This is a genomic window from Rikenella sp., from assembly GCF_056799795.1.
In genome coordinates, this window is record NZ_JBQIQO010000001.1 from 40,443 (window position 1) to 66,514 (window position 26,072).

Consider the following 26,072-nt stretch of genomic DNA (forward strand, 5'->3'; position numbering starts at 1 on the left):
GTTTTTCGCTTGCTCGATTTGAGGTAAAAAAGGGTTTAACGAATCATCGGACAATCGTCTCGTCCCGATCCGGCCCGACCGAAATAATCTTCACCGGCACGCCCGTCTCCCGTTCGATAAATTCGACATACTCCTTAAACTGCCGCGGAAATTCCTCATAGCGGCGAATCCCGTTAATGTCGCAATTCCACCCTTCGAACTCCTTATATATAGGTGTAATCTCTTCATTGGTTTCATACGGGAACTCCGTCACCCGTTGTCCGCCGATCTCATACGCCACCGCCACCTTAATGGTCGGGAAGGTATTCAGGACGTCCGATTTCATCATGATGAGTTGCGTCACCCCGTTGATCATCGCGCTATACTTCAGCGCTACGAGGTCGAGCCATCCGCATCTCCGCTCCCGTCCGGTCACTGCACCGAACTCATGCCCGATCTGCTGCAAATCCTTGCCGGTCTGGTCGAAGAGTTCGGTCGGAAACGGCCCGCTCCCGACTCTGGTGCAATAAGCCTTGAAAATCCCGAAGACTTCGCCGATCCGATTCGGCGCCACACCCAAGCCGATGCAAGCCCCGGCGCACACCGTATTGGACGAGGTCACGAACGGATAAGTCCCGTAATCGACATCGAGCAGCGATCCCTGCGCCCCCTCGGCCAAAACGGCCTGCCCGTTGCTCAATAGGCGGTTCATCTCGTGTTCCGCTTCAATGATGGTGAACTGCCGCAAGGTCTCGATCCCGGCGAACCACTGGGCTTCGTACTCCGCAATGTCGTATGTGAAGCCTTCGAACTGCGCGAGCATGGCGATGTGCTTCTGTTTCAGTCGTTCGTACCGCTCCATGAACGACGGCGAGAGGATGTCCCCCACCCGCAGCCCGTTCCGGCCGGTCTTGTCCATATAGGTCGGCCCGATCCCTTTGAGCGTGGAACCGATCTTGGCCTTTCCCTTCGCCGCTTCGCTGGCGGCGTCGAGCATCCGGTGGGTCGGCAGGATCAGATGCGCCTTCTTGGCAATCCGGATTTTCGCTTTCACATCCACCCCCAGCTGCTCCAGCTCGCCCGTCTCCTGGGCGAAGGTCACCGGGTCGAGCACCACGCCGTTACCGATGATATTGACCGCGTTTTCCCGAAAAATACCGGACGGTATCGACCGCAATACGTGTACCTTGTCACCGAAATGCAGGGAGTGTCCGGCATTCGGCCCCCCCTGGAAACGAGCGATCACGCCGTAATCCGGAGTGAGCACATCGACGACTTTTCCTTTTCCTTCGTCGCCCCATTGCAGGCCGAGAACTACATCGACTTTCATGCAGAGATGTTTTCGTATGATAAATGTTCGGGTCGGCTGAAAAAAAAGACCGACCGGCAAAAGTACAAAAATCCTCGTCTTTTCCGAACAGGTCGGCGTTCGATTATTTTTTACGATCGATTCGTTCGACCGTCTGATCGCCGCCCTCGACCACGCCGTGGCTCATCAGGTAGCCTACGGCCCGTTTGAATATCTTTTTGCTCATCCCGGTCGTCAGCCGCACCTCTTCGGGGTCGGATTTGTCGCCTACGGAGAGTACGCCGCCCGCTTCGTCGATCATTTTCAGGATTTCGTCGGCGGCGATTTTGACCTGGTCGAACCCCTCCTGTTGCAGCGAGATGTCGATCCGGTGGTCTTCCGCGATCTTCCGCACGTACCCCTTCATCCGCATGCCGAGTTTCACGTCGGTGAAGATTTGGTTGTCGTAGAGCATCCCCCAATGGCGGTCGTTGATAACCACCCGGTATCCCTTGGGTTTCCGCACGGCGATCAGAATATCGACCTCCTCTTTCGGTCGCACGGTAATCTCGTCGTTATTGACCCGTGTTGCCAATTTCGTCGTCCCCACCGGACGTCCCGTCACGTTGTCTACGTACAAGGCCACGGCGTACCACTCGCCGACCATCATCGGCGCCTGCTGGTTCCGTTTCGGCACGAAGAGGTCTTTGGGCAGCCCCCAGTCGACGAACGTGCCGTGGTAGTTGAAACCCACGGCCTGCAAGGCCGCAATCCCTCCCTCGACGACCTTCGGCCGTTCGGTCGTCGCCACCGGACGGTCTTCCGAATCGGTATAGACGAAGACCTCCATCGGATCGCCGACGGCGTAGTTTTCCGGCATGTATCGTTTCGGGAGCAGCACCTCGCGCCCCTCTTCGTCCGTCAGGTAGAGCCCGTTGTCGGTCTCGCGCGCGATGGTCAGCCGATTGTAATTCGCAACTCGTATCAATTTCTCCGCTTTCGTTTTTTGGTTGCTACAAAGATAGAATTTTCCGCGATAGTTTGACCGGGGTGCCGAATTATCCGCCGACTTTCGTTGCAGGAAAGCCGGCGGAAGCGTAACTTTGCACGATTCGATGGTTTACTTTCCGAAGCGATGGACAAATTACTGAAATTAGCTGTTTTTCAAATGGATACCCGGTGGGAGTCGTCGGCGGAAAATTGCCGGCGGGTGGCCGAATGGGTCGATCGGGAGGCGGGCGAGGCGGATCTGATCGTTCTGCCCGAGATGTTCGCCACGGGGTTCAGTATGGAGCCGGAGCGGATCGCGCAGGAGATGAAGGGCGAGGCGGTTTCGTTTTTGCGCGAACTGGCGATGCGGACGGGAAAGGCGATTATTACGAGCGTGGCGATTCGCGACCACATCCGGCGGACGGAGGCGGAGGCGGGATTTTTCAACCGGCTGTTTTTCGTCGCTCCGGACGGCGTGTGGCTGACCTACAACAAACGACACCTGTTCCGGATGGGGGGCGAGCACGAGCGGTATGCTCCGGGGAGCGAGCGGCGGCTGATCGTCCACTACAAAGGGTTCCGGATTTGCCCGATGATCTGTTACGACTTGCGTTTCCCGGTCTTTTCGCGGAATCGGAAGGATTACGACGTACTGGTTTATGTGGCCAGCTGGCCGGAGGCGCGGCGGTATGCGTGGAGCACGCTGCTGCGGGCGCGGGCAATCGAAAATCAGGCTTATGTGGTGGGCTGCAACCGATGCGGAACGGATCCGGGGAACAGCTATTCGGGCGATTCGGCGGTGCTCGACTTTCTGGGGCAGCCGCTGGCGGAGGCGGTGCCGGGGCGGGAGGAGATGATCCATGCCACCCTTTCGCTTGATGAGCTGGAGGGTTTCCGGAAGCGGTTTCCGGCCCACCTGGATGCCGATGACTTCACCCTGGGCGAGGAGTAGCAGCCGATGAGCGTGTCGATCGTTATACTGCTGATCTGTTCCGGGATTTTCGTCGGCGTGGTCAATACCTTTGCCGGGGCGGCCGCGGCGGTGTCGATCTCGGTCTATACGGCGCTGGGGCTTCCGATCGAGATCGCCAACGGAACGAACCGTCTTCCGGTGCTGTTCCAGGCTACGGCTGCGGCGGTCAATTTCCGGAAACAGCATTTGCTCGACTATTCCGTGGGGCTGAAGTTAGGGATACCGACGGCTTTGGGAGCGTTGGCGGGGGCCGAGTTTGCGGCATGGGTCGATCCGTCGATCTTCGTCATCCTGCTGGCGACGATCCTCATTTTGCTGCTGACGTTGTTGATATTCAGTCCGAACCGTATCTTCAAAGGGAACGGAAAACCGCCGAGAGGGGTGCGGAAACTGGATCTCCTGTGGTTCTTTCTGGTGGGACTCTACGGCGGCGCGTTCCAGATCGGGATGGGTTATGTGATCCTGGGGCTGACCATCATGGGAATGGGATACGACGTGATTACGGCCAACGCGCTGAAGAGCTTCATCGTGATGCTCTACATCCCGTTTTCGCTGGCCGTCTTCATGTATCACGGCCAGATCGCTTACGGCTACGGTCTTGTCCACTCGATCGGGAACGTCATTGGCGCTTATGTGGCTTCGCGCTATGCGACGCGGATCAATACGCAGTTCCTGCGGTGGCTCTTAGTGGTCTTTATCGTGCTGACCGTATTGGATTTGTTTAAAATAATCAGCATTAAAAATGCGTTGGATAACATATTGTAGATCGACTGAAATGAAAAAAATCGCGATTCTGTTTGCCGCCGCTCTTTCGGCGGGTAGTGTGACCGTGGCTTGTGCCCAGCAGGGGAAGGGGGGACGCCCTTCCCCTTCGCCGGCCCCGGCGGCTGTGGCCGAGGTGCCGAGCGAGGCTTCGCCGGTGTTCGTACCCAATTTGCCGCGGGAGCTGACCTTTGCCGGCGAACGGGTTCCGCTCGAATATGCCGAGGTGCGCGAGGCGCTGGAACGCGAGATGACCGTCACGATGTTCATGCAATCGCGGACGTTGCGCACGCTGCGGATGACGACCCGCTACTTTCCGGTCATCGAGCCGATCATGAAGAAGTACGGCATTCCGGAGGACTTCAAGTATCTCTGTATGGCGGAGAGCAATCTGGACCCGAACACCGTCTCGCCGGTCGGAGCTTCGGGGCTGTGGCAGCTGATGAAGTCGGCGGCCAAAGATTACGGGGTCGAGACGGGCGACAATGTCGACCTGCGGTTCCATGTCGAGCAATCGACCGAAGCGGCGTGCAAGTACCTGCGCGACGCTTACAAACGGTACGGCAACTGGACGATGGCGGCCGCTTCGTACAATGCGGGGCTGGCGGGGGTCAGCAAACGGATGGCGATCCAGGGGGTGAAGTCCTACTACGACCTCTTTTTGCCGGAGGAGACGATGCGGTATGTCTACCGGATCCTCTCCTTCAAACTGCTGGTCGAAAATCCGAAAAAATACGGTTTCCACTTGCGACGGAAGGACTATTTGCCGGCATTCGAAAACTACAGACGGGTGAAGGTCGGCGGCCCGAATATCGAATGGTCGGCGGTGGCGGCCAAATACGGAACGAATTACAAAGTATTGCGGATACTCAATCCGTGGATTCGGAGTTACGAGTACGCGAACAAGGCGGGAACGACCTACGAGGTCATGATTCCGACCGAAGGGTTCAGAGAAAATGGAAAATAAACACGATCGGATTATCGTCGAGGGGGCGCGGGTGCACAACCTCAAAAACGTGGACGTCACGATTCCGCGGAACAAACTGACCGTGATCACCGGTCTGTCGGGTTCGGGAAAATCGTCGCTGGCCTTCGACACCATCTATGCCGAGGGGCAGCGCAGGTATCTCGAAACGCTGTCGGCCTATGCCCGCCAGTTTTTCGGCACGTTGGAACGGCCGGACGTGGACAAGATCACGGGGCTCAGTCCGGTGATCTCCATCGAGCAGAAAACCACGGGGCGCAATCCGCGGTCGACGGTGGGGACAGTGACGGAGATCAACGACTTCATGCGCCTCCTGTTCGCCAGGGCGTCGGTGGCCTACTCCAAGGCGACGGGTGAGGAGATGGTCCACTATAGCGACCAGCGGATCACGGAACTCATCATCGAACGGTTCGGCGGGAAGCGGATCGCGCTGCTCGCACCGGTGGTCAAGGGGCGGAAGGGGCATTATCGGGAGTTGTTCGCATCGATGATCAAGAAAGGGTACCTGTATGCCAGAGTGGACGGGGAGATCGTCGAATTGCACGGGGGAATGCAGCTCGACCGGTATAAGATTCACCACATCGAACTGGTGGTCGACCGGATGGTGGCGGAGCCGGAAGCCGAGGTGCGGATCAAAAAGAGCCTCGAAGAGGCGATGCGGCAGGGGAAAGGGACGATGATGGTGGCCGATTACGAGACGGGTGAGGCCAGGTTCTATAGCCGGAACCTGATGTGTCCGACGACCGGGATTTCATATAACGAGCCGGCGCCGCACACCTTTTCGTTCAACTCGCCGCAGGGGGCTTGTCCGCACTGCAACGGGTTGGGCGAGGAGACGGTGTTCGACATCTCGCGGATCATTCCGGACGGGAGTAAATCGATTAACAAAGGAGGGATTCAGCCGCTCGGGAAGCCGAAAACCAACTCCATCTTTAACAAGATGGGGGCCTTGGCGGCGCGGTACGACTTCACCTTCGACACGCCGCTCGACGAGTTGGACGAAGTGGCGATGAACGCCTTGCTTTACGGGGACGCCACGCCGCTGCGGGTGACGGCTCTGTCGGGAGCGCGGAACAGCTGTATGACGACTTGGGAGGGGGTGATCGCCTACCTCGAAGCGGAGGCCGAAGAGGGCGAACGCGGGACGAAGTGGAAGGAGCAGTATGTGGAACGCAGGCCGTGTTCAGTGTGCGGCGGGACGCGGCTGCGCGAGGACTCGCTCTACTTCCGGATCGACGGAAAGAACATCGCGGAGCTCTCGGCGATGAGCATCGAGGAGCTCACCGCGTGGTTCGACGGGATCGAGACCCGACTCAACAAAAAGCAGCAGGCCATTGCGCGGGACATACTCAAGGAGATTCGCGACCGGTTGCGGTTCCTGATGGATGTGGGGTTGGGCTACCTGTCGCTGTCGCGCTCGTCGCGGACGCTCAGCGGCGGGGAGAGCCAGCGGATTCGGCTGGCGACGCAGATCGGATCGAAGCTGGTCAACGTGCTCTACATCCTCGACGAACCGAGCATCGGGCTGCACCAGCGGGATAATGTCAAACTCATCAACTCGCTCCGCCAGCTGCGGGACGCGGGGAACAGCGTGATCGTGGTGGAGCACGACCAGGAGATGATCGAGTCGGCGGACTGGGTGGTGGATGTCGGGCCGGCGGCGGGCAGAAAGGGAGGGGAGATTTCTGCGGTAGGGACACTGGATGAAGTACTGAAAACGCCTACCTATACGACCGATTACCTGACCGGGCGGCGGGCGATCGAGATTCCGGCGACACTCAGGAAAGGGTCTGGCAAATTCCTAACCATTCACGGTGCGCGGGGGAATAATCTGAAAAACATCACGGTACGGTTCCCGCTCGGGAAGTTGATTGTGGTGACGGGGGTGAGCGGCAGCGGGAAATCGACCTTGATCAACCAGACGCTGCGTCCGGCCATTGCGCGGGAGCTCTACCGGTCGTTCGACCAGCCGCTGCCCTACGACCGGATCGAGGGGATGGAGCATATCGACAAACTGGTGATCGTTGACCAGTCGCCCATTGGGCGCAGTCCGCGGAGCAATCCGGCGACCTACTCCAATGTCTTCGGCGATATCCGTAAGCTGTTCGAGGCGACGCCGGATGCGCAGATCAGGGGATATAAGGCGGGCCGATTCTCGTTCAATGTGAAGGGGGGACGGTGCGAGGAGTGCCGCGGTGCGGGGGTACAGACCATCGAGATGAACTTTCTGCCGGACGTCTATGTGACTTGCAAGGCGTGCAACGGGCATCGATATAACCGGGAGACGTTGCAGGTGAAGTACAAGGGGAAAAATATCGACGAAGTGCTGAATATGACGGTCAATCAGGCGGTCGAGTTTTTCGAGCACGTACCGACCATTCATCAGAAACTCAAGGCGATTCAGGATGTGGGGCTGGGATATTTGCGGCTCGGGCAGCCGTGCACGACCCTGAGCGGAGGCGAGAGCCAGCGGATCAAGCTCTCGGCGGAGCTCTCGCGGCGGGATACGGGCAGCACGCTCTACATTCTGGACGAACCGACTACGGGGCTTCATTTCGAAGATATCCGGGTGTTGTTGGGGGTGCTGAACAAGCTGGCGGACAAGGGAAACACGGTGATCGTGATCGAACACAACCTGGATGTGATCAAAGTGGCCGACCACCTGATCGACATCGGGCCCGAGGGAGGCGAAGGGGGCGGCGAGTTGATCGTTCAGGGGACGCCGACCGAAGTGGCGGCATGCGAACGGAGCTATACCGGTCGGTTCCTGAAACCGCTGCTGGAAAAGACGGCTCCGAAAGCGGCCAAGAGCCGGCGACCCAAGGCGAAAAAATTTGAGAATGGCGAAAAAACTTCCTAATTTTGTAGGAACGTTTGGGATGCCCGCTTTTCCGAAGCGGCTTGATTAAGCAAACTTCTTCGGAAAGGCGGGCATCTTTGATTTTGTCAACTCAAACAACCTGAACAACACATGGAAAGTCAAGGTTTACCTTCTGCTCAGAACCCTGTCGAAGCGCAGAGCGAGCAGTTCGACACTCCTGCTCCGCAAGAGGCCGCAGCAATCGCCCCTGAGGAGACGGAAGTCGAAACTACGCAGGAAACTACCGTCCCGATGGCGACGGAAAACGAAACGCCGGCTGCGGCCAATCCCTATGCAGGGAAGACGCAGGAGGAGCTGATCGCTCTGCTGGCGGAGATGCTGGAAAAACGTCCGGTGCAACAGTTGCGGGGGGATGTCGAAGCCGTGAAGATCGCTTTTTACAAAGCGGGACGGGCCGAAATCGAGGCACAGCGGACGGCTTTTATCGAAAACGGTGGTGCGGCTGAAGATTTCAAACCGGCCGAAAACGAAAATGAAGCGAAATTCAAGGAGTCGCTGGTTCGGTATCGGGAGAAACGGGACGCTTTCGTCAATCAGGCCGAAGAGGAGAAAGAGCGGGCCTATGCGACGAAGTTGCGGATTATCGAAGAGCTCAAAGAGCTGGTGAACGGGAACGAGACGTTGGGACAGACGTTCAATGCCTTTCGCGAGTTGCAGCAGCGGTGGAAAGAGGCGGGACTGGTGCCGCAGGAGAAACTCAAGGATTTGTGGGAGACCTATCATCACCACGTCGAGAATTTCTATAACTACATCAAAATCAACAAGGAACTTCGCGATTTAGACCTCAAAAAGAACTACGAGGCGAAGACGGAGCTGGCGGAAGAGGCCGAAAAGCTGATGCTGGAGCCGAGTGTGACGGAGGCGTTCCACAAGTTGCAGAAACTGCACGACCAGTGGCGCGAGATCGGGCCGGTGGCGGCGGAGTTCAAGGAGGCTTTGTGGGATCGCTTCAAGGAGGCCAGCCGGCAGATCAATAAGCGGCATCAGGACTATTTCGAAGGGATCAAGGAGGAGCAGAAACAAAATCTGGCCCTCAAAACCGAGTTGTGCGAGAAGGTCGAAGAGTTGGCGGCAGGGGCTTTGACGTCGCACAAGGAGTGGAATGCCGCTTCAGAACGGGTGATCGAGATTCAAAAGGTGTGGAAAACCATCGGGTTTGCACCGAAGAAAGATAATACGAAGATTTACGAACGTTTCCGGGCTGCTTGCGACCGCTTTTTCGAAGCGAAGCGGACTTTTTATCAAGGGATGAAGTCCGAAATCGCGGATAATTTGCAGGCGAAACTGGATCTTTGCGTTCAGGCCGAGGCGTTGCAGGAGAGCGAAGACTGGAAAGCGACGACGGATGCGCTGATCGCCTTGCAGAAGAAGTGGAAAGAGATCGGCGCTACGTCGCGGAAGCACTCGGAACAGGTATGGAAACGGTTCCGGACGGCCAGCGATCGGTTCTTTGCCCGCAAAGCGGAACATTTCGGGAATCAGGATTCGCAATATGCGGAAAATTTGACCCAGAAACAGTCGTTGTTGGACGAGATGCGTGCCCGGTTACAGGAGAAGGCGGGTATCACGTTCGACGCGATCAAGGAGTACCAGCGGAAGTGGGCCGAGATCGGGTTCGTGCCGATCAAAAAGAAGGAGGCGATTCAGGCCGAATATCGGAAAATCGTGGACGGACTGTTCGACCTGCTGAGGGGAGAGGAACGGGAGCGTCACCTGCGTAATTTCCGCGACAAAGTAGCGAAGATTCAGGAGGAAGGGAGTCGGAAGCTGGGACAGGAACGCGATCGGATCTATGCGAAAATTCGGCAGATCGAGGCGGATATCCAGCTGTGGGAGAACAACATCGGCTTCTTCTCCAAGTCGAAAAACGCCGAAGGGCTGGTGAAAGAAGTCGAATCGAAAATCGCACGGGCTAAGGCACAGATTGCCACGATGTTGGAGAAAATCAAACTGATCGACCGTCCGGTGCAGCAGACCGCAACGGCGGCGGACGAAGAGACGCCTGCCGAGGCCACAACCCCGGAAGAGGCAGATATGAAAGGACAGGAAGAATAATGGATGACATTTCTATGAAATCACAGACCAAATACATTTTTGTAACCGGCGGGGTCGCTTCTTCGCTGGGGAAAGGGATTATCGCTTCTTCGCTGGCCAAGTTGTTGCAGGCCAGGGGATATTCCGTGACGATCCAGAAACTCGACCCATATATCAACGTCGATCCGGGAACGCTCAATCCGTATGAACACGGCGAATGTTACGTGACCGAGGACGGGGCGGAGACCGACCTGGACTTGGGACACTACGAACGATTCCTCGGGCGGCCGACTTCACAGGCCAATAACGTCACTACCGGGCGGATTTACCAGAGCGTCATCAACAAAGAGCGGCGCGGGGAATTTCTGGGAAAGACGGTTCAGGTGATTCCGCACATTACGGATGAAATCAAGCGCCGCATTCAGTACCTCGGAGCGAAACATAAGTACGATGTGGTGATTACCGAGATCGGCGGTACGGTGGGGGATATCGAATCGCTGCCCTACATCGAGTCCGTGCGGCAGCTCCGGTATGAACTGGGGTTCGGGAATACTTTGGTGGTGCACTTGACCCTGATTCCTTATATGCGGGCCAGCGGCGAGCTGAAGACCAAGCCGACGCAACACTCGGTCAAACAGTTGCAGGAGAACGGGTTGCAGCCGGATATCCTCGTGCTGCGGTCGGAAATGCCGCTGACCGAAGAGGTGAAGCGGAAGGTCGCTCTGTTCTGCAACGTGGAACCGGACGCGGTGGTGGCATCGCTCGACGTGCCGACCATTTACGAAGTGCCGCTCATGATGCTCGACCAGAAGCTGGATATCGTCTCGCTGCGGAAGTTGGGACTCGATACCGAACGGCCGATCGACCTCGAAAAATGGCGCGATTTCGTCGATCGGGTCAAACATCCGGACAACGGGACGGTACGGATCGCACTGGTCGGGAAATACACCGAACTGCCGGATGCCTATAAATCGATTTGCGAAGCGTTTGTACATGCCGGAGCGACCAATCATGTCAAGGTGAGCTTGCAATACGTGAACTCGGAAAAGATTACGCCCGAAAATGTGGCTGCCACCTTGGGTGATATGAGCGGGATTCTCGTGGCGCCGGGCTTCGGACATCGGGGATTGGAAGGGAAGATCACGGCGGTACGTTATGCGCGGGAGAACGGTGTTCCGTTCCTGGGGATTTGCCTCGGGATGCAGTGCAGCGTGATCGAATACGCCCGGAATGTCCTGGGGTTGGCGGAGGCCAATTCCACCGAGACAGGGGCGACGCCGGATCCGGTGATCGACCTGATGGAAGAACAGAAAGGGATTACGGAAAAGGGCGGAACGATGCGCCTCGGGGCCTATCCGTGTCGTTTGCAGGAGGGGTCGCACGCCTATGCGGCATACGGAAAGGCGGATATCTCGGAACGGCATCGGCATCGTTACGAATTCAATAACAAATACAAAGACGCCTTGGCGGCGGCAGGGATGATTGCCACGGGGATCAACCCGGATACCAATCTGGTAGAGGTGGTCGAAGTCGAGGGACACCCGTGGTTCGTCGGCGTGCAGTACCATCCGGAATATAAAAGCACGGTCATCCATCCGCATCCGCTTTTCGTCGGATTTGTGGCAGCGGCCATCGATTATCGGGATAACAAGCAGAAATAGAGTTTCATAGATGAATAAAAACACACTGATCGGTTTGCTGATTATCGGCGTACTCTTGTTCGGGTTCAGCTGGTACAACAACAAACAATACACGGAGCGGTTAGCGGCGCAACAGGAACAACAGCGGATCAACGACTCCATTGCACGGGCCGATGCGCCGGCAGGGCAACAAGGGTTGGCCACGGACGAAAGTTTCAACCAGGGGAGCCTGATGCCGGATACGGCAGCAGTGAATCCGCAGGCACCGGCGGTGGGAACCGTGCTGGGTGGAGGCGGCGGCATATACAATGCCCAATTGGTCGGAAAAGAGGAGTTTTACACCCTCGAAAACGATCTTTTCGAGTTGACATTCTCGAATAAAGGGGGGCGGATTGCAGCGGCACGGCTCAAGGAGTACAAGCGGTATAACGGAGAGCCGCTGATGCTCTTCACCGAAGCGGGTTCGCGGTTCAACCTGAACCTCTTCGCACCGATGCAGATCAATACCGCCGACTTCTATTTCACGCCTCAGACGGTTTCGGATTCCGTAATCGCCTTCCGGCTCTATGCGGACAGTGCGAAGGCTTCCTATCTGGAATATCGCTATGCGATTCGGCCGGACAACTATCTGGTGGACATGAAGATCGACCTCTCGCACTTCAAAGGGAAGATTGCGCCGAACCAACCGGATATGACGTTGGCATGGAACATCGTCTCGCCGCAGGAAGAGAAAGGGTTCCAGAACGAAAACAACTATACGACGATCGCTTACAAATATCCGGGCGAGAGCTCTATCGAGGAGCTCGGCATGTCCACGGGGACGAAGGAGGAGAACATCTCGACGAAAGTCCAATGGGTGGCTTTCAAACAGCAGTTCTTCTCATCGATCATCGTCGCCAATGACAACTTCGCTACGGCGGCTTTGAAATACAACACCTTCCCGCCGACGGACGATAATATCAAGGACTTCTCGGCAGCGATGACACTCCCCTACTCGGCTTCGATGACCGAAGGGTATGACCTGCAATTCTACTTCGGGCCGAATAAATTCTCGGTTTTGAAGCAGTACGGAGATTTGGAGTTCCAGAAACTCGTGCCGCTGGGCTGGTGGATTATCGGATGGATCAACCGGTATGTCGTCATTCCCGTATTCGATTTCCTGGGGAGTTACATTGCCAACTTCGGCATCGTTATCCTGATCCTGACGGTGCTGATCAAGTTGTTGATCTTCCCGCTCACTTATAAATCGTACCTCTCGACGGCGAAAATGCGGCTCTTGAAACCGGAGATCGACAAACTGAACGAAAAGTATCCCCGCAAAGAGGATGCGATGAAGAAACAACAGGCGATGATGCAGCTCTATAAGTCGGCCGGGGTCAATCCGATGGGCGGATGTCTGCCGATGCTGATTCAGTTTCCGATCCTGATCGCCATGTTCCGCTTCTTCCCGGCGGCGATCGAGTTGCGGGACAAATCGTTCCTCTGGGCGGACGACCTGTCGTCGTATGACAGCATCTGGACTTTCCCGGACGGTTTCAGCATTCCGTTCTATGGCGATCATGTCAGTCTGTTCGCTTTGCTGATGGCGGTTTCGCTCTTCATCACTTCGAAAATCAACTATGCGCAGTCGGCGGGGATGAGCAACCAGCAGATGCCGGGGATGAAGTTCATGATGCTCTATCTCATGCCGGTTCTGTTGTTGGTTTGGTTCAATAACTACTCGGCCGGGCTGTGCTATTACTACTTTTTGTCCAATCTGATCACCATCGGGCAGACTTATGCGTTCCGGTATATCGTGGACGAGAAAAAGTTGCATGCCCAGATGATGGAGAATACGAAAAAGCCGATCAAGAAGTCGAAATGGCAGATGCGTCTCGAGGAGATGCAGCGGCAACAGGAGGCGTTGCGCAAACAACAGCAGCAACGTGGCGGTAAACGATAAATTCTGTCTTTGCCCGGGAGGGTACTGTTCTTTTTAACTTCGCTCCGCTCGTTTTTCTCCTCGCCGCTCGGCAATTTGCAAACCATGTTTGCATTGCCCTCGCTGGCAGCGTCGGTTGTGAACAAAAAGAACCAAAAAAACTTTCGAGCGCATCCCTGTGGGATGCTCTGGCCGTGTCTGCCCGATTGGTTGGGCTGTGTTTTCTCGGCGGGGCGCTATAATGCGAGTATTACCCCAATGCGCCCGCGCCGGAAAACCACAGCCCAACGAACAAGGCGGAGAGAACCCGTGGTCGGCCCAACGGGACGACCTCTGCAAAAGTTCTTTGCGCCGCTTTCTTACAAGAAAGCGGCAGTTCCATGCGGGTAGACACGGAATAACCAAGTCTTGGCGCGGTTTTTGTTAAAATTCGGATAAAACTTAATTTACATCAGAATGGAAAAGACTATAAGAACCTATAATGCTCTCTTGTGGGGTATTGTAGCCATGATTGTCGGACTCGTGATGATCGTTTGGTCCGTCAGGATTCTACAATGGGGCGTTAAATTGATCGGTGTGGTCGCCATCGTGATCGGAGTCGTTCAATTCGTCAGCTTCATCGTGCGTACCAAAGGGATGACAGACCGGTGGAAATACCTGCCGATTGCCGCTCCGATTGCCGTGATCTGGGGGACACTGTTACTGCTCAGTCCGGAGCTGTGGACGAACCTCTTCCTGATTCTTTTCGGCGTACTCTTGATTTTCTTGGGGCTCTATCAGTTGGTCTCGATGTATAAAATCAAGAAAAACGGCGTGAAAGTACCCGGGTTCTACTTTTTCTTTTCGATTTTGCTGATGGTAGCCGGGATTTTCGCCGCCGCACAACCGACCTATATGGCCTCTTGGTTCATGACCTTTATCGGAGCTTGGATTCTGGCCTATGGTGTGATGGAAATTTTCAGCTACTTCACCTTGCGGGCTCCGTTGGAAGGACACGAAGCTCCGGTGTCGCAGGAAAAAGAAGAGACCAAGGCGGTGGACGAAGAGGTGAAAAAGATCGAAGAATAAGCCTTGGGAGATTGAAAAATAGAAAGGCCTCGGAAAATTTTCTGAGGCCTTTCTATTTATATGCTCAGTACGCGAATTATAACGCATTCAATAACGCGTGCAACTCCGCCACCATCTCCGTAGCCGATTGGCCGCTCGCCGCCAAACCCTCCGGAGTGAATTTGGCCACCGTCCGATTCAATTTGTCGAGTTCTTCGGTCGCCCCTCTGGCCCCTAACTCCGCCCGCAGCCGGGCGATTTTTTCGCAATCCTGAAGCCCCTCCACCAGACGTTCGAAACGGATGCTGCTCCGCGGCCCCGGATAGATGCTGTAGGTGTCGCCCGCCGCCCAGCTGCGGAAACGCGAATCGCGCAACGGATCGGTTGTCCAGCTGTTGACCGCCCAACGCAAATACCCGTCATATCCTCCGGCCACGGCATGAAACACCGTCCACGCCGCTTCGGCCGGCGCCGAGAAAGTGAACGTATTCGGGAAAGCCTCCGTACAACACGTATAAACGGTACTGATCTGTCCTCTCCGTTCGCGTTCCGCCTTCACCTCTTTCGGGAACTGCTGACCATACGGAATACTCAGGTAGTAGAGGTCGGACTCGATCTCCGGATGGTAGTTGCCGGCCAGCGTGATTTTGAATTCCGGATCCGTCTCCCGAATCAACTTGATCGCTTCGCGCATCGCCTCCATGGGCCGTTCGTCCATCGAGATCGCCGTCTTTTCGAACCACCCTTTTTCACGCAAATGGCGGGCGAAATCCTTCAGAAAAACTCCCCAGTACTCCGTATAAGCCGCATCGCCCGGTTTCGCCTCGACAAACTGCACCCGGTTGGTCGCCTGGTCGTAATAGTCGAACCGTAAATCCCACGGAATCATCGTGTAGCAGTTGATCATCTCGTCGATTCCCACCTCGTTCATCATGAATTCGACCCATTTGTCGAAGACCGTATAGTCGTAGCTCCACGTGCCGTCGATCCGTTTGATCCGGGTAATCATGCTGTCGAAATGATCCTCCGTCTGTCCGTTCCACGGTTTGTACATGATGCTGGTCGTAATCGCCCGCTGTCCCGCATCGGCCAACATCCGCATCAGTGGAAGCATCGCATCGAAGTGCGCCCGGCTCCAGAGCGGCACCTGATAATACCGTGCGACGGCATACGGATTCTGCCACAAATCGAGGTGGAACGCCCATTTTTTCGGTTCGGGCAGCGTCCGGGCCAGCACCTCGACTTCGAAAGGCAGGCTCAGCGGCTTGAAATTCGCTCCCGATACGGTCAGCGTCCCTCTGTAACGTCCCGCCCGGACATCGGTCGGAACCCGCAGGCTCAACCAGATCGGACGTGTCGTGCAGGCTTCGATATCGAGTACTTTGTTGATATCCAGCACATCGGACACCAGCGACGAGTCCCAATCCGCCTTGTTCGGCCGGTGTCCGCAACCGCCCTTGCCGTCTTTGTTGAGCTCGTCGGTCATCACATAGCGCACGAAATGAGGCGTCACGTCTTCCGAAGGAATCACCGACGACCCGTTTCGCAACTCGCTCACCGTTACTTTCACCTCTTTCAACGCCTCGCGCGTCCAAAGCACCGCCTGCGCATGGATCCGCTCGCCTTTCCAGGCTTTCAGCCGCAACCGACCGATCTTTTCGACCGTCGGGAGATCCTGTTTCGCGTACCGGATATCGGTGCTGCCCCACCCCAGCCGAACCGGAGCCGACATCCGCTCCCACACTTCCCGACCGTCGTGGGCCCGGGTATCGGTCAGCTCTTCATAGGCGCCCAACGGCGAGCCGTCCGCTTGCTGGCGGGCAAAAGAGGTCGTTCCGCAAAGGAATAAAAGAGAAAAAATCAGGGTATGTTTCATAAAATGAATGGGTTGGTTTCTAATTCGGACGGCGGCTCTGTACAAAGCCCTTCGAACCGTCGTCAAAAGCAAAGATACGGAGGAAAAATGATTCCGGCTCAAAATCGACCCCTCGCTGCCGAATCCCTCTCTCCGGATAGTCGCCCGCACACCTTGGCGATTGTTCCGTAAATTAGTAACTTGCAAAAATTTTGGAGCCAGGCTCCGGATATTTTACTAACCCAAAACCATGAAAAAACTTTTTATTACAGCTCTTTTGTGTGCTCCGCTGTTCGCAGCCGGACAGCTACGGGGAACCGTTTACTACGATGCCGACGGAAACGGCATGCGTAACGCCACCGAGCGCGGCATGGCCGGTGTATCGGTCAGCAACGGTCGGGAGGTGGTCAAAACCGCCGCCGACGGTTCGTTCGAATTGCCCGACGATCCGACGGCCCGCTTCGTAACCGTTACGACACCGTCGGGTTACCGACCCGGCGAGACGCACTACCTGAAAATCGTTCCCGGGACGGGAAGTTACGATTTCGGGCTGGTGAGGAACGGCCATACCGGCGCTTTCGAATTCATCCAGATCACCGACACCGAGACTCCGACGCCGAAGGAGTGGATCGACGATCTGAAGAACTATGCAGCGGCCAATTCGACCGCTTTCATTATGCACACGGGCGATATTTGCTATATGCCGGGACTCGATTTCCATGCCGCGAACGTGCGGAACGGGCAGATGGGCATACCGATGTACTATACGATCGGGAATCACGATCTGGTGCGGGGCGATTACGGCGAACAGTATTTCGAGGAGCGATTCGGGCCGACGTGGTACTCTTTCGAGGTCGGTAACGTCCATTTTCTGGCGCTTCCGATGCTGGGCGGCGACCATGCCCCTTCGTACAGCAAAAAGCAGGTACTGGAGTGGATCAAAAACGATCTGGCGCAGACCGATCCGGATAAGAAGGTCATCATGTTCAACCACGACCTTTGGTTTCCGGGCGACGACTTCGTGATTCGCGCCGGGGGCGACAGCATCGACATGAAGCGACATAACCTCGTTGCCTTTATCTACGGACACTGGCACAGCCAGTACGCCAAGGAGTCGGGCGGCGTGGTGACCTATTGCGCATCGACTCCGGACAAGGGCGGAATCGATCATTCTCCGGCTTGCTTCCGGGTGATCAGCGTGGATGCCGAGGGGAATCTGTCGGAGAAGACGCGGGCACGATATACGAATATTCCGGGTACGCTGACCTTGGCGCTGCCGGCGCAGCACGATACGCTTGCGGCGGTGAACGGTGCGATTCCGGTGCGGGTGAATGCCTATCGGACTGCGTCGCCGGCTACGGCGGTTCGGGTAGCGTGGGTCGATGGAGCGAAACGAGGCCGGTGGGTGTCGCTGGTGCCGCAGACCGACTGGGGCTGGAGCGGCGCGCTGGCTGTCGGTCATCGGAAAGGGACCCAAAAGCTGGTCACGGAGGCGGATTTTGCGGATGGTACCCGACTGGTGGAACACCGCAGTTTCGTGGTGGCCGATGCACCGGTTACGGTGACTGTCGGTGCGGATTGGGCCAATCTGGGCGGCGCGGCGACCCATAAGGGGATAGCCGAAGGAGGTGCTTCGTCGGCGCCGCGCTGCGTCTGGTCGCAGAATGCGGGCGGAAATATCTTTATGACCTCGCCGGTGGTGGGCGACGGACGGGTGTTCGTGGCCACGATCGACGACGACAACCTGAAAAAATGTGCCGTCGTGGCTTACGATGCGACGACCGGACGGGAACTCTGGCGCTTCAAAACCGACAATTCGGTGAAGAATACGATGGTTTACAGCGACGGGCTGGTGCTGGCCTGCGACGCTTCGATGCGGCTCTATGCCATCGACGGGGAGAGCGGAAAGCTGGTTTGGGATAAAAAACTGACATCGAATATCCTGCCGGAAAACCTGCATGGTTTGGCGGTGGTGGACGGCGTGGTCTATGCGGGACAGGGCGGTAATTTCGCGGCTCTGCGGGTGAAAGACGGCTCAGTGATCTGGAAAAACGAGGCGTGGAGCGGCGGAGAAGGGACACAGTCGACGACGACCGTGGGCGAGGGAATCGCGTTGGTATCGTCGCACTGGAACGGCCTGTTTGCACACGATGTGAAGGACGGGCGGCTGCTGTGGAAAAAACAGGACTCGAAGATCCGTTTCCGCGATGGTTCGGCGACGATCTACGACGGGAATATCTATCTGGCCAGTCGCGACGAGCTGTTTTTGATCAATCCGCGGTCGGGTGATATCCTGAAAAGTGCCGTACAGTCGGGCATGACATTCGAGGGGGCTTGTGCGCCGGTGGTAACGGATCGGATGGTCTACGTCGGGACGGCAGACAAAGGGGTCGTCGCGTTCGACCGGAAGAGTTTCCGACCGGTATGGAATTTCCTGACAAGACCGGCCTTGTTCTACACGGTTCCTTATTATCAGGACTTTCAGAGTTCGGTAGAGACCTCGCCGGTGCTGATCGGTGAAACGCTGGTGTTCGGGGCTTCGGACGGATACCTGTACGGGGTCAATGCCGAGAACGGTCGTTTCCTGTGGAAACGGAACCTCGGGGCGCCGATCTTCTCTTCGCCAGCAGTGAGCGGAGACGGGCTGTGGGTGGCGGATTTTTCCGGAAACCTCTACTGTTTCAAAATCAATTAATAAACACCATAAATTCGGATGAACAAATCGTTGCTTTTGGTGCCGATGAGTCTGTCGGCTTTCGGAGCTTCGGCGAAAAACAAGCCCGAGACGGGCTGCGATAAACCGCTGAACATCATTTACATCATGACCGACGACCACTCGTTCCAGACCATCAGCTGTTACGACGGTCGTTATAACCGCACGCCGAATCTCGACCGGCTGGCCCGCGAGGGGGTACGGTTCGGAAACAGCTTCGTGACCAACTCGATCTCCGGGCCCAGCCGGGCGGTGCTGGTGACGGGGAAATACAGCCACAAAAACGGTTTTCTTAAAAACGAGGGGGGACAGCCGTTCGACGGTTCGCAGCAGACTTTTCCGAAACTGTTGCAACAGAACGGCTATCAGACCGCTTTGATCGGGAAATGGCACCTGTTCAGCACCCCGACCGGTTTCGACCATTGGGAGATACTGCCGGGACAGGGATCGTACTACAATCCTGACTTCATTACCTCCGAAGGGACGCACCGCGAACACGGCTATGTGACCAACATCATTACGGACAAAGGGATCGACTATCTGGAAAACCGCGACAAGTCGAAGCCGTTCTGTCTGATGCTGCACCACAAGGCGGTACACCGGATATGGATGTCCGACACGTGTGACCTGACGGAGTTCGAGGATCGGACTTTCCCGGTGCCGGAGACTTTCTGGGACGACTATGCCGGACGACCGGCGGCGGCTGACCAGGAGATGAGCATCGACAAGGATATGGACTTGACCTACGACCTCAAGATGCTGGACAGCACGATCCTGACGCCGCTCAAAGGGGCTTACGTCTGGGGCGAGCGGGCGCGGATGACGCCGGAGCAACGGGCGCAGTGGGACAGCGTCTACCAGCCTCTGATCGACCGTTTTCTGGCCGATAGCCTGTCGGGAAAGGAGCTGGTGGAGTGGAAGTTCCAACGCTACATGCGGGACTATCTGAAGAGTGTCAAATCGCTGGACGACAACATCGGTCGGTTGATGGAGTACCTGGAAAAAGAGGGGCTGCTCGAAAATACGCTGATCGTGTATGCGTCGGATCAGGGATTCTACATGGGCGAACACGGCTGGTTCGACAAACGGTTCATGTACGAGGAGTCGCTGCGCACGCCGCTGTTGATGCGGCTGCCGGACTGTTGGAAAGGGGTCGAACGCGGGCGGGTCGTTCGCGAGATGGTGCAAAATATCGACTATGCGCCGACTTTCCTGACGCTGGCCGGGGCGACGGTGCCGGAGGATATTCAAGGCGTTTCGCTGGTGCCGCTGCTGAAAGACGAAAAGCCGAAGGGTTGGCGCGACGCGATTTACTACCACTATTACGAGTTCCCGGGCGAACATCATGTTCGTCGGCATTATGGTGTGCGGACGGATCGCTACAAGTTGATCCACTTCTACGGCGACGATATCGATACGTGGGAGCTCTACGACCTGAAAACCGATCCGACGGAGTTGCATAACCGGTACGACGATCCGAAGTTGGCGAAGGTGCGGGCCCGTATGCACGAACGGTTGGAACAGCTGCGGGAGCAGTACGACGATCGGACGGAGTAGGCCGCAAGAAAAATAATCGGGGCGACATTTCTTTTCAGAAAATGTCGCCCCGATTATTTTCAAAGAATCAGTTCCCAAAATCCGACATCGAGCCATCTGTCGAACTTCCACCCTACCTCGGTGAAATGGGCCACTTTGCGAAAATCCAACCGTTCGTGCAAAGCCACACTGGCCGTATTGGGCAGCGTAATGCTCGCCACCGCCACATGGAGACCCGCCGTCCGCAATCGTCCGAGCAGTTCGGCGTAGAGCTGGCTGCCGATTCCCTTTCCCATCCAGTCGCGGTGCAGATAGACGGTCGTCTCCACCGTCCGGTCATAGGCTACGCGCGTACGCCAAGTATCGGCATAACAATACCCCAGCACTCTTCCCCCCTGCTCATAAACGAGGTAAGGAAAACGCGCCGCAATAGTCTCGATCCGCTTGCGCATGGCCGGCAGGGCGATCGCCTCGTTCTCGAAGGTCACGACCGTATCGGTCACATAATGGTTGTATATTTCGCAGATGGCGGCCGCATCTTCGGCCGGTCGTACCGGACGTATCATATCCCAATCGTCGTTTAATACGGTGTGTAGAGCATAGCCAGCACGCGCGCCGGTGCAGCGGTCTCGTTGACCAGAAAATGAGGGACCACGGAGTTGTAATAGATACTGTCTCCAGCCTCCAAGCAATGGATTTCGTCTCCGTAGTAGAGCGTCACTTCGCCGTCGAGCACGTACAGAAACTCTTCGCCCGAATGCTCCGAGCGGAGTTTCGCAGTCGCTCCGGAGTTCGTCCGGCCCGGCAAAACGTCTACGATCAGCGGCTCCATGTGCCGGTCGGCTTTCCCTTGAGCCAAGGCATAAAAAGCGAGATGGCCGCTCCGTTCGGCTTCGTTGCCGACAAATGCGGGATGGTTCTCCACTTCGCTCTTCCGCGCCACGACGGCCGCGCGCTCCTCTTCCCCCTTCCCGCCCCACAAGGTGCCGAGCTTAGCCCCCATAGCGCGCGAAAGCCGAATCAATATGCCTAACGACGGGTTGGCCTGATTGTTTTCGATCTTCGCCAGCTTGTCCGCATCGATTCCGGCCCGTTCCGAGAGCTCTTCGATCGTGATGCCGTTCTCTTCGCGCAGCTGGCGGATGATCTGACCGATAATGGCTAACATAAGCGATTGATTTAAAGTTCCGACAAATGTTTATCTATCCCGTTGTCGCAACGAACTTTATCCGGATCGTTTTTGACCGTTTTCAAAATGGCTTCGTTGATCTGTAACCGGTCGTCCGACGATAACGGATGCCACATGTGATAAGCGATCCCGCCCATCTTCAGGATCTTTTTCCGCACCCTGTTGTGCATCATCCGAAAAGCCATTTCAGCATCTTCGGCTCCCCATCCGGTTATGTCTTCGTTGAACCCGTTTACGGCGACCAAATCGGCTTTCCAATAAGCGGTGTTGCATCCGCGAATTCCTCGTTCGGCTTTTTTGCCGAATCGTTTTGTCAAATAGTGTCGCAACCAGCCGATTCGCAAACCGTTGAACCAAAATCCTATTTTCCCGTCTCTCAAACGCGGTAATTCCTGAGTGCCGTCTAAAATCCGCCGGGTAACCTCTTCCGGCAGCAAAATCCGGCTGCCGCATACGAAATATCCCCGTTCCGCCATCTCCAGGTGGTCGGCCATGAAATGGCGTTCGAGTATAATATCTCCGTCGGTTTGAATAATATACTCTCCCGCAGCTTGTGCCAACGCTTTATTGAGAATCTCGCATTTCCGAAAACCGTCGTCCGGGTGCCAAACGCGTTGAATCGGAATCGGGATCAGCGTTCGTATCTCGTCAATCAACTGTCGGGTTTCGTCCGTCGAGCCGTCGTCAGCAATCACCACCTCGTCAGGCAACACCGTCTGGCGCGCTACGCTCAGCAATGTCTGACGAAGATAATCCGGTTTGTTATAGGTCGAGATCAACAAAGTCGTCGTAAAGTCACAGCCGGGTTGCATAGCGGACGAGAAATTATTATTGTTTGTCATTCAAATATTTATCGATTCCGTTTTCGCATCTGGTTATCCCCTCGGTTTTTGTCCGGGTGTGGATATTCTGATTGGCAGCCAGACAGTCGCGGGAAAGTAACGGGTGCCACAGGTGATAAACAATCCCGCCGAATTTGAGCATTTTATTTTTGACACCGCCGTTTCTCATTCGATGAACGATTTCGCCGTCTTCAGCGCCATAGCCCACGATATCTTCGTTATAACCGTTAGCTGCAATCAGATCCTGTCGCCAGAAAGCCATGTTACATCCTCGTATATGAGTAGCTTTCCGGTCATACCGTTTTGACAGGTAACGTCCGAGCCAACCGATACGGAAACTGTTGGCAAAACTACCATGCTGCGAGCCGAATAATCCGCGGAAGCGGGAAAAACCTTTATTCAATATCCGTTCCGTCGTTTTCGGCCCGAGGTAGACCCGGCTCCCGCACACCAACCATCCGTGCTCCGCGATGGCCGTATGATCGGCAACAAAATGACGACCGAGAACAATATCACCGTCAGTTTGTATGATGTATTCCCCTTTTGCGGCAGCGATAGCTTTGTTCCGAATCTCGCTGAGTCGAAATCCGGTATCCGGGTGCCAAACGCGTTGAATCGGAATCGGGATCAGCGTTCGTATCTCGTCAATCAACTGTCGGGTTTCGTCCGTCGAGCCGTCGTCGGCAACCACCACCTCGTCCGGCAACACCGTCTGGCGCGCTACGCTCAGCAATGTCTGACGAAGATAATCCGGTTTGTTATAGGTAGAAACCAATAAAGTTACCGTAAAATCGCGTTTCCTCTTCATAACTTATTCTTCTTTCGGAAAACCGTAAGGTGTCCAGACGCTTTTCGTGCGGGCCGTCTCTTTTCGAATCGCCCGGTTCCGCTCCCACGCCTCTTCGTGCACATATCCCCGTCCGTGTTCCAGATGCAGCAACACGGCCGAATAGCGCACCTGTCGCCCTTTGATACCTGCATTCATCAGCCGTTCGCCCAGTTCCCGATCCTCACCCCCGTATTCCATCCGCTCGTCATAACCTCCGATACGGAGCAAATCGGATTTCCAACCCGAAGCGTTCCCGCCGTTCCAAGTCGCCCCGGCCGGTGTCACCGCATTCAAAAAAGCCGCCCAACCGGTCGAAGTCGTCAGTTTATTGTTCCGGAACGATTTCTTCAATCCGTGCTCTTTGAGCCAATCGCGATCGAAACAGCGTCCGGTGAGGATATCCTCTTTGCCGATCAGCCGGGAGAGCTCCATCGGCAGCCTCACCGCCCCGCCCGACAGGAAACAGCCGGGACGTCGCAATCGGAGATGGGTCGCCAGAAAATCGCTCCGCGGAATACAGTCGCCGTCCGTCACCACGATATACTCGCTCCGTGTGGCGAGTATGCCCCGATTGACGATGCGGCACTTCCGAAATCCCGTGTCCGCCTGCCAAACGTAGCGCAGCGGAAAGGTCAAATGGGGGGTCATCCGATCCAGCATCTGCCGCGTCCGTTCATCGGAGCCGTCGTCGGCAATCACCACTTCGAACCGCCCGCAACTCTCGCTCTGCACCTCGTATCCCCACAAAACCTTTTCGAGCCACTCCGGCTGGTTATAAGTCGAAACGACAACGGAGATTTCAGGCTTCGTGCCTGAAATCTCCGGGATATAGTCGTACACCACGACCGCCTGCGGGTCGGATGTCGTATAGTCGGGTACCGTCATACGTTATTTTTTACCGGTCGCCTCCACGACCTTCAGGCGATCGCCCGTCGCCTCTTTGACCATCGCTTTCCACTCCTCGCTGTAGCCCGGGAAGTCCGGCATGGCCGGAATGCCGCGCCCCTGGCCGTTGTCGGTAAATACCCCTTCGGCATCCTCCTTCTTGACATTCCCGTCGATATATTTCACCAGCAGGTAACGATCCAGCGCCACCCACGTATCGAACAACCGCTGAGCGGTATTGACCGAATAATCGGTCAGGAAGTCGATCGCCAGCTTCGGATTCTGTTTGTAGAGCATCTCCGCCGCGCCGTCCACCGCCGGCTGTTCGGCGAAACAGCGGTTTTCGAACCGATCCATCGCCCGTTTCACGTCCGGTTGGATGATGTTATACCGCTGATAAGCGAAATTGGTGACCCGATTCACCACCCAGAACATCGACGTTTCCGAGTAGGTCGTCATATTCCCGTTCCCCACCGCATAGGCGTTCGGAATCCGGTCGATACCGCAGTAGAACGGCGTCAGCGGCGAACCGGCCGCATCGTCCACCCCGAACCAGAGCACCCCGCCGATCGGATCGGGCAGCCATCCGCGACATTCGCCCACATACCACCAGCCGGTCTGCTGCGTGGCAATGGCCCGTTCGTTGAAGAACTCTTCGTCGCCCACCTTGAAGGTCATCGGCCGCCAACGGTACGGCAGTTTGAAAGCGCCGGCTCCCGGATCGCAGGTCATATCGAGCTCCGTCCCTTCGTAATGGTTGCGCATGAACTCCGCCACATCCTTGACGGTCAGTTTGTGACTCGGTTTCACCCACAGCGGCAGCCGGTTTTTCGGGTTCCGCCCCGTCACGTGGTCGAGGTATTTGTCCATCCCGTCGGTCACCTGGCGGAAGACGCTCCACACGCGTCCCTCGCAGCCCCGCATCCCGCTGTAATCGAACGGGTTATAGACAGCCGCGAAGTCGAAATCCTTGTCTTTCCCGGTGTACAGCCCCGCTTCGCGCGCAAACGAGATCACGTCCGGCGAGTAGATGCAGTTTTCCGGGTCGTTCAGCGGAAAGGTAGTGATCCGCGCCTGATTGGCATGCGCCGAAATCATCCCGTCCGGAATCCGCCGGGCCACCCACACAGCCCCCTTGTTCACATTCTTGCCGTCGACGATCTTCGTCCCCTTTCCGATGATTTCGAGCACCCACACCTCGTTCGGATCGGCCACCGAGATCGACTCGCCCGACGAGGCATAGCCGTACTCCGCTACCAGTTTAGTCATGAACTCGACCGCCTCGCGCGCCGTCCGACACCGCTGCAAAGCAATGTACATCAACGACCCGTAATCGATGATCCCCGTCGTGTCGACCAGTTGGTGCAGCCCGCCCCAGGTACTCTCGCCGATCAAAAGCTGGTGCTCGTTCATATTCCCCACCACCGAATAGGTGTGGGCCGCCTGCGGAATCTCGCCCAGCAGTTTGCCCGAGTCCCATTCGTAGACCTTCATCATCGTCCCGGCCGGATAGTCCGCCGCCGGACGATAGTAAAGTTCGCCGTACAGCGTATGCGAGTCGGCCGAATAGCTAATCATCGTCGAACCCGTCTTCGAAGCCCCTTTGGTCACCAGAATGTTGGTGCATGCCATCGCGCTCGGGCCGCCGCTCAGCAGAGCTCCGGCCAGCAAAGCCGCGAAAAGTTTTGTTTTCTTCATCGGTATGCAGTAAATTTGTTTTGAC

General features: G+C 56.4%; 19 protein-coding genes. 10 read left to right on the forward strand and 9 right to left on the reverse strand.

Translation table 11 applies throughout. The annotated features are described in order from the left end of the window. Positions 1–43: 43 nt before the first annotated feature. Both ACTO3O_RS00195 and ACTO3O_RS00200 read right to left on the reverse strand, forming a co-directional pair. Complete coding sequence (locus ACTO3O_RS00195; protein ID WP_297829192.1) at positions 44–1,309, reverse strand: adenylosuccinate synthase; 1,266 nt, start codon at positions 1,307–1,309, stop codon at positions 44–46. A gap of 103 nt (positions 1,310–1,412) precedes the next feature. Continuing rightward, complete coding sequence (locus ACTO3O_RS00200) at positions 1,413–2,255, reverse strand: CvfB family protein (RefSeq protein WP_297829196.1); 843 nt, start codon at positions 2,253–2,255, stop codon at positions 1,413–1,415. 147 nt (positions 2,256–2,402) lie between these two features. On the opposite strand from ACTO3O_RS00200, the gene ACTO3O_RS00205 reads away from it, so the two are divergent. The 8 genes from ACTO3O_RS00205 to ACTO3O_RS00240 all read left to right on the forward strand — a co-directional run bounded on the left by ACTO3O_RS00205 (position 2,403) and on the right by ACTO3O_RS00240 (position 14,521). Then, positions 2,403–3,209, forward strand: coding sequence for an amidohydrolase (locus ACTO3O_RS00205; RefSeq protein WP_482596219.1), 807 nt, complete (start codon positions 2,403–2,405; stop codon positions 3,207–3,209). Positions 3,210–3,221: 12 nt separating this feature from the next. Continuing rightward, the gene (locus tag ACTO3O_RS00210) at positions 3,222–3,995 is read left to right on the forward strand and encodes a sulfite exporter TauE/SafE family protein (protein ID WP_297829202.1); all 774 of its coding nucleotides are present in this window, start codon (positions 3,222–3,224) and stop codon (positions 3,993–3,995) included. Positions 3,996–4,005: 10 nt separating this feature from the next. Further along, positions 4,006–4,959, forward strand: a complete 954-nt coding sequence (locus tag ACTO3O_RS00215) for a lytic transglycosylase domain-containing protein (RefSeq protein WP_297829205.1) — start codon at positions 4,006–4,008, stop codon at positions 4,957–4,959. Beyond that, positions 4,949–7,837, forward strand: a complete 2,889-nt coding sequence (uvrA, locus tag ACTO3O_RS00220) for an excinuclease ABC subunit UvrA (protein ID WP_297829207.1) — start codon at positions 4,949–4,951, stop codon at positions 7,835–7,837. The genes ACTO3O_RS00215 and uvrA overlap by 11 nt, the downstream gene beginning before the upstream one ends. Before the next feature lie 111 nt (positions 7,838–7,948). Continuing rightward, complete coding sequence (locus ACTO3O_RS00225) at positions 7,949–9,913, forward strand: DUF349 domain-containing protein (RefSeq protein ID WP_297829210.1); 1,965 nt, start codon at positions 7,949–7,951, stop codon at positions 9,911–9,913. Positions 9,914–9,927: 14 nt separating this feature from the next. After that, positions 9,928–11,553: a CTP synthase gene (gene pyrG, locus ACTO3O_RS00230; RefSeq protein ID WP_297829214.1), complete on the forward strand. Its 1,626-nt coding sequence runs from the start codon at positions 9,928–9,930 to the stop codon at positions 11,551–11,553. A gap of 10 nt (positions 11,554–11,563) precedes the next feature. Further along, positions 11,564–13,474 carry a membrane protein insertase YidC gene (yidC, locus tag ACTO3O_RS00235; protein WP_297829217.1) on the forward strand — a complete coding sequence of 637 codons (1,911 nt, stop codon included), beginning with the start codon at positions 11,564–11,566 and terminating at the stop codon, positions 13,472–13,474. A gap of 435 nt (positions 13,475–13,909) precedes the next feature. Then, positions 13,910–14,521 carry an HdeD family acid-resistance protein gene (locus tag ACTO3O_RS00240; RefSeq protein ID WP_297829220.1) on the forward strand — a complete coding sequence of 204 codons (612 nt, stop codon included), beginning with the start codon at positions 13,910–13,912 and terminating at the stop codon, positions 14,519–14,521. 76 nt (positions 14,522–14,597) lie between these two features. Here ACTO3O_RS00240 and ACTO3O_RS00245 read toward each other — a convergent pair whose 3' ends face one another. Further along, complete coding sequence (locus ACTO3O_RS00245; RefSeq protein WP_297829223.1) at positions 14,598–16,376, reverse strand: DUF4091 domain-containing protein; 1,779 nt, start codon at positions 16,374–16,376, stop codon at positions 14,598–14,600. 229 nt (positions 16,377–16,605) lie between these two features. Between ACTO3O_RS00245 and ACTO3O_RS00250 the strand changes: the two genes are divergently transcribed. Together ACTO3O_RS00250 and ACTO3O_RS00255 are read left to right on the forward strand one after the other, a co-directional pair. Continuing rightward, the gene (locus ACTO3O_RS00250) at positions 16,606–19,050 is read left to right on the forward strand and encodes an outer membrane protein assembly factor BamB family protein (RefSeq protein ID WP_297829225.1); all 2,445 of its coding nucleotides are present in this window, start codon (positions 16,606–16,608) and stop codon (positions 19,048–19,050) included. Positions 19,051–19,068: 18 nt separating this feature from the next. Continuing rightward, complete coding sequence (locus tag ACTO3O_RS00255) at positions 19,069–20,625, forward strand: sulfatase family protein (protein WP_482596224.1); 1,557 nt, start codon at positions 19,069–19,071, stop codon at positions 20,623–20,625. Positions 20,626–20,684: 59 nt separating this feature from the next. Here ACTO3O_RS00255 and ACTO3O_RS00260 read toward each other — a convergent pair whose 3' ends face one another. Genes ACTO3O_RS00260 through ACTO3O_RS00285 form a run of 6 tightly spaced genes read right to left on the reverse strand, consistent with a single transcriptional unit; the run spans position 20,685 to position 26,047 of the window. Beyond that, a complete protein-coding gene (locus ACTO3O_RS00260) occupies positions 20,685–21,170 on the reverse strand; it encodes a GNAT family N-acetyltransferase (RefSeq protein ID WP_297624890.1) in 486 nt (161 codons plus the stop codon). A gap of 14 nt (positions 21,171–21,184) precedes the next feature. Further along, positions 21,185–21,772 carry a helix-turn-helix domain-containing protein gene (locus ACTO3O_RS00265; RefSeq protein WP_294592269.1) on the reverse strand — a complete coding sequence of 196 codons (588 nt, stop codon included), beginning with the start codon at positions 21,770–21,772 and terminating at the stop codon, positions 21,185–21,187. An 11-nt stretch (positions 21,773–21,783) separates the two neighbouring features. Next, on the reverse strand, positions 21,784–22,605 hold the full coding sequence (locus ACTO3O_RS00270; protein WP_298080560.1) for a glycosyltransferase family 2 protein: 822 nt from the start codon (positions 22,603–22,605) through the stop codon (positions 21,784–21,786). Between the two features lie 16 nt (positions 22,606–22,621). Then, on the reverse strand, positions 22,622–23,443 hold the full coding sequence (locus tag ACTO3O_RS00275; RefSeq protein WP_482596227.1) for a glycosyltransferase family 2 protein: 822 nt from the start codon (positions 23,441–23,443) through the stop codon (positions 22,622–22,624). A gap of 3 nt (positions 23,444–23,446) precedes the next feature. Then, entirely contained in the window at positions 23,447–24,349 is a 903-nt protein-coding gene (locus ACTO3O_RS00280; RefSeq protein ID WP_297829969.1) for a glycosyltransferase family 2 protein, read from the reverse strand. 3 nt (positions 24,350–24,352) lie between these two features. Further along, positions 24,353–26,047 (reverse strand): dipeptidase, encoded by a 1,695-nt coding sequence (locus ACTO3O_RS00285; protein WP_297829971.1) that lies wholly within the window; start codon positions 26,045–26,047, stop codon positions 24,353–24,355. Positions 26,048–26,072: the final 25 nt, after the last annotated feature.

Coding starts and splice junctions, on each gene's coding strand:
- ACTO3O_RS00195 (WP_297829192.1), bottom strand. CDS start 1,309: ATGAAAGTCGATGTAGTTCTCGGCCTGCAATGGGGCGACGAAGGAAAA.
- ACTO3O_RS00205 (WP_482596219.1), top strand. CDS start 2,403: ATGGACAAATTACTGAAATTAGCTGTTTTTCAAATGGATACCCGGTGG.
- ACTO3O_RS00215 (WP_297829205.1), top strand. CDS start 4,006: ATGAAAAAAATCGCGATTCTGTTTGCCGCCGCTCTTTCGGCGGGTAGT.
- uvrA (WP_297829207.1), top strand. CDS start 4,949: ATGGAAAATAAACACGATCGGATTATCGTCGAGGGGGCGCGGGTGCAC.
- ACTO3O_RS00225 (WP_297829210.1), top strand. CDS start 7,949: ATGGAAAGTCAAGGTTTACCTTCTGCTCAGAACCCTGTCGAAGCGCAG.
- pyrG (WP_297829214.1), top strand. CDS start 9,928: ATGAAATCACAGACCAAATACATTTTTGTAACCGGCGGGGTCGCTTCT.
- yidC (WP_297829217.1), top strand. CDS start 11,564: ATGAATAAAAACACACTGATCGGTTTGCTGATTATCGGCGTACTCTTG.
- ACTO3O_RS00240 (WP_297829220.1), top strand. CDS start 13,910: ATGGAAAAGACTATAAGAACCTATAATGCTCTCTTGTGGGGTATTGTA.
- ACTO3O_RS00245 (WP_297829223.1), bottom strand. CDS start 16,376: ATGAAACATACCCTGATTTTTTCTCTTTTATTCCTTTGCGGAACGACC.
- ACTO3O_RS00250 (WP_297829225.1), top strand. CDS start 16,606: ATGAAAAAACTTTTTATTACAGCTCTTTTGTGTGCTCCGCTGTTCGCA.
- ACTO3O_RS00255 (WP_482596224.1), top strand. CDS start 19,069: ATGAACAAATCGTTGCTTTTGGTGCCGATGAGTCTGTCGGCTTTCGGA.
- ACTO3O_RS00260 (WP_297624890.1), bottom strand. CDS start 21,170: ATGATACGTCCGGTACGACCGGCCGAAGATGCGGCCGCCATCTGCGAA.
- ACTO3O_RS00265 (WP_294592269.1), bottom strand. CDS start 21,772: ATGTTAGCCATTATCGGTCAGATCATCCGCCAGCTGCGCGAAGAGAAC.
- ACTO3O_RS00270 (WP_298080560.1), bottom strand. CDS start 22,605: ATGCAACCCGGCTGTGACTTTACGACGACTTTGTTGATCTCGACCTAT.
- ACTO3O_RS00275 (WP_482596227.1), bottom strand. CDS start 23,443: ATGAAGAGGAAACGCGATTTTACGGTAACTTTATTGGTTTCTACCTAT.
- ACTO3O_RS00280 (WP_297829969.1), bottom strand. CDS start 24,349: ATGACGGTACCCGACTATACGACATCCGACCCGCAGGCGGTCGTGGTG.
- ACTO3O_RS00285 (WP_297829971.1), bottom strand. CDS start 26,047: ATGAAGAAAACAAAACTTTTCGCGGCTTTGCTGGCCGGAGCTCTGCTG.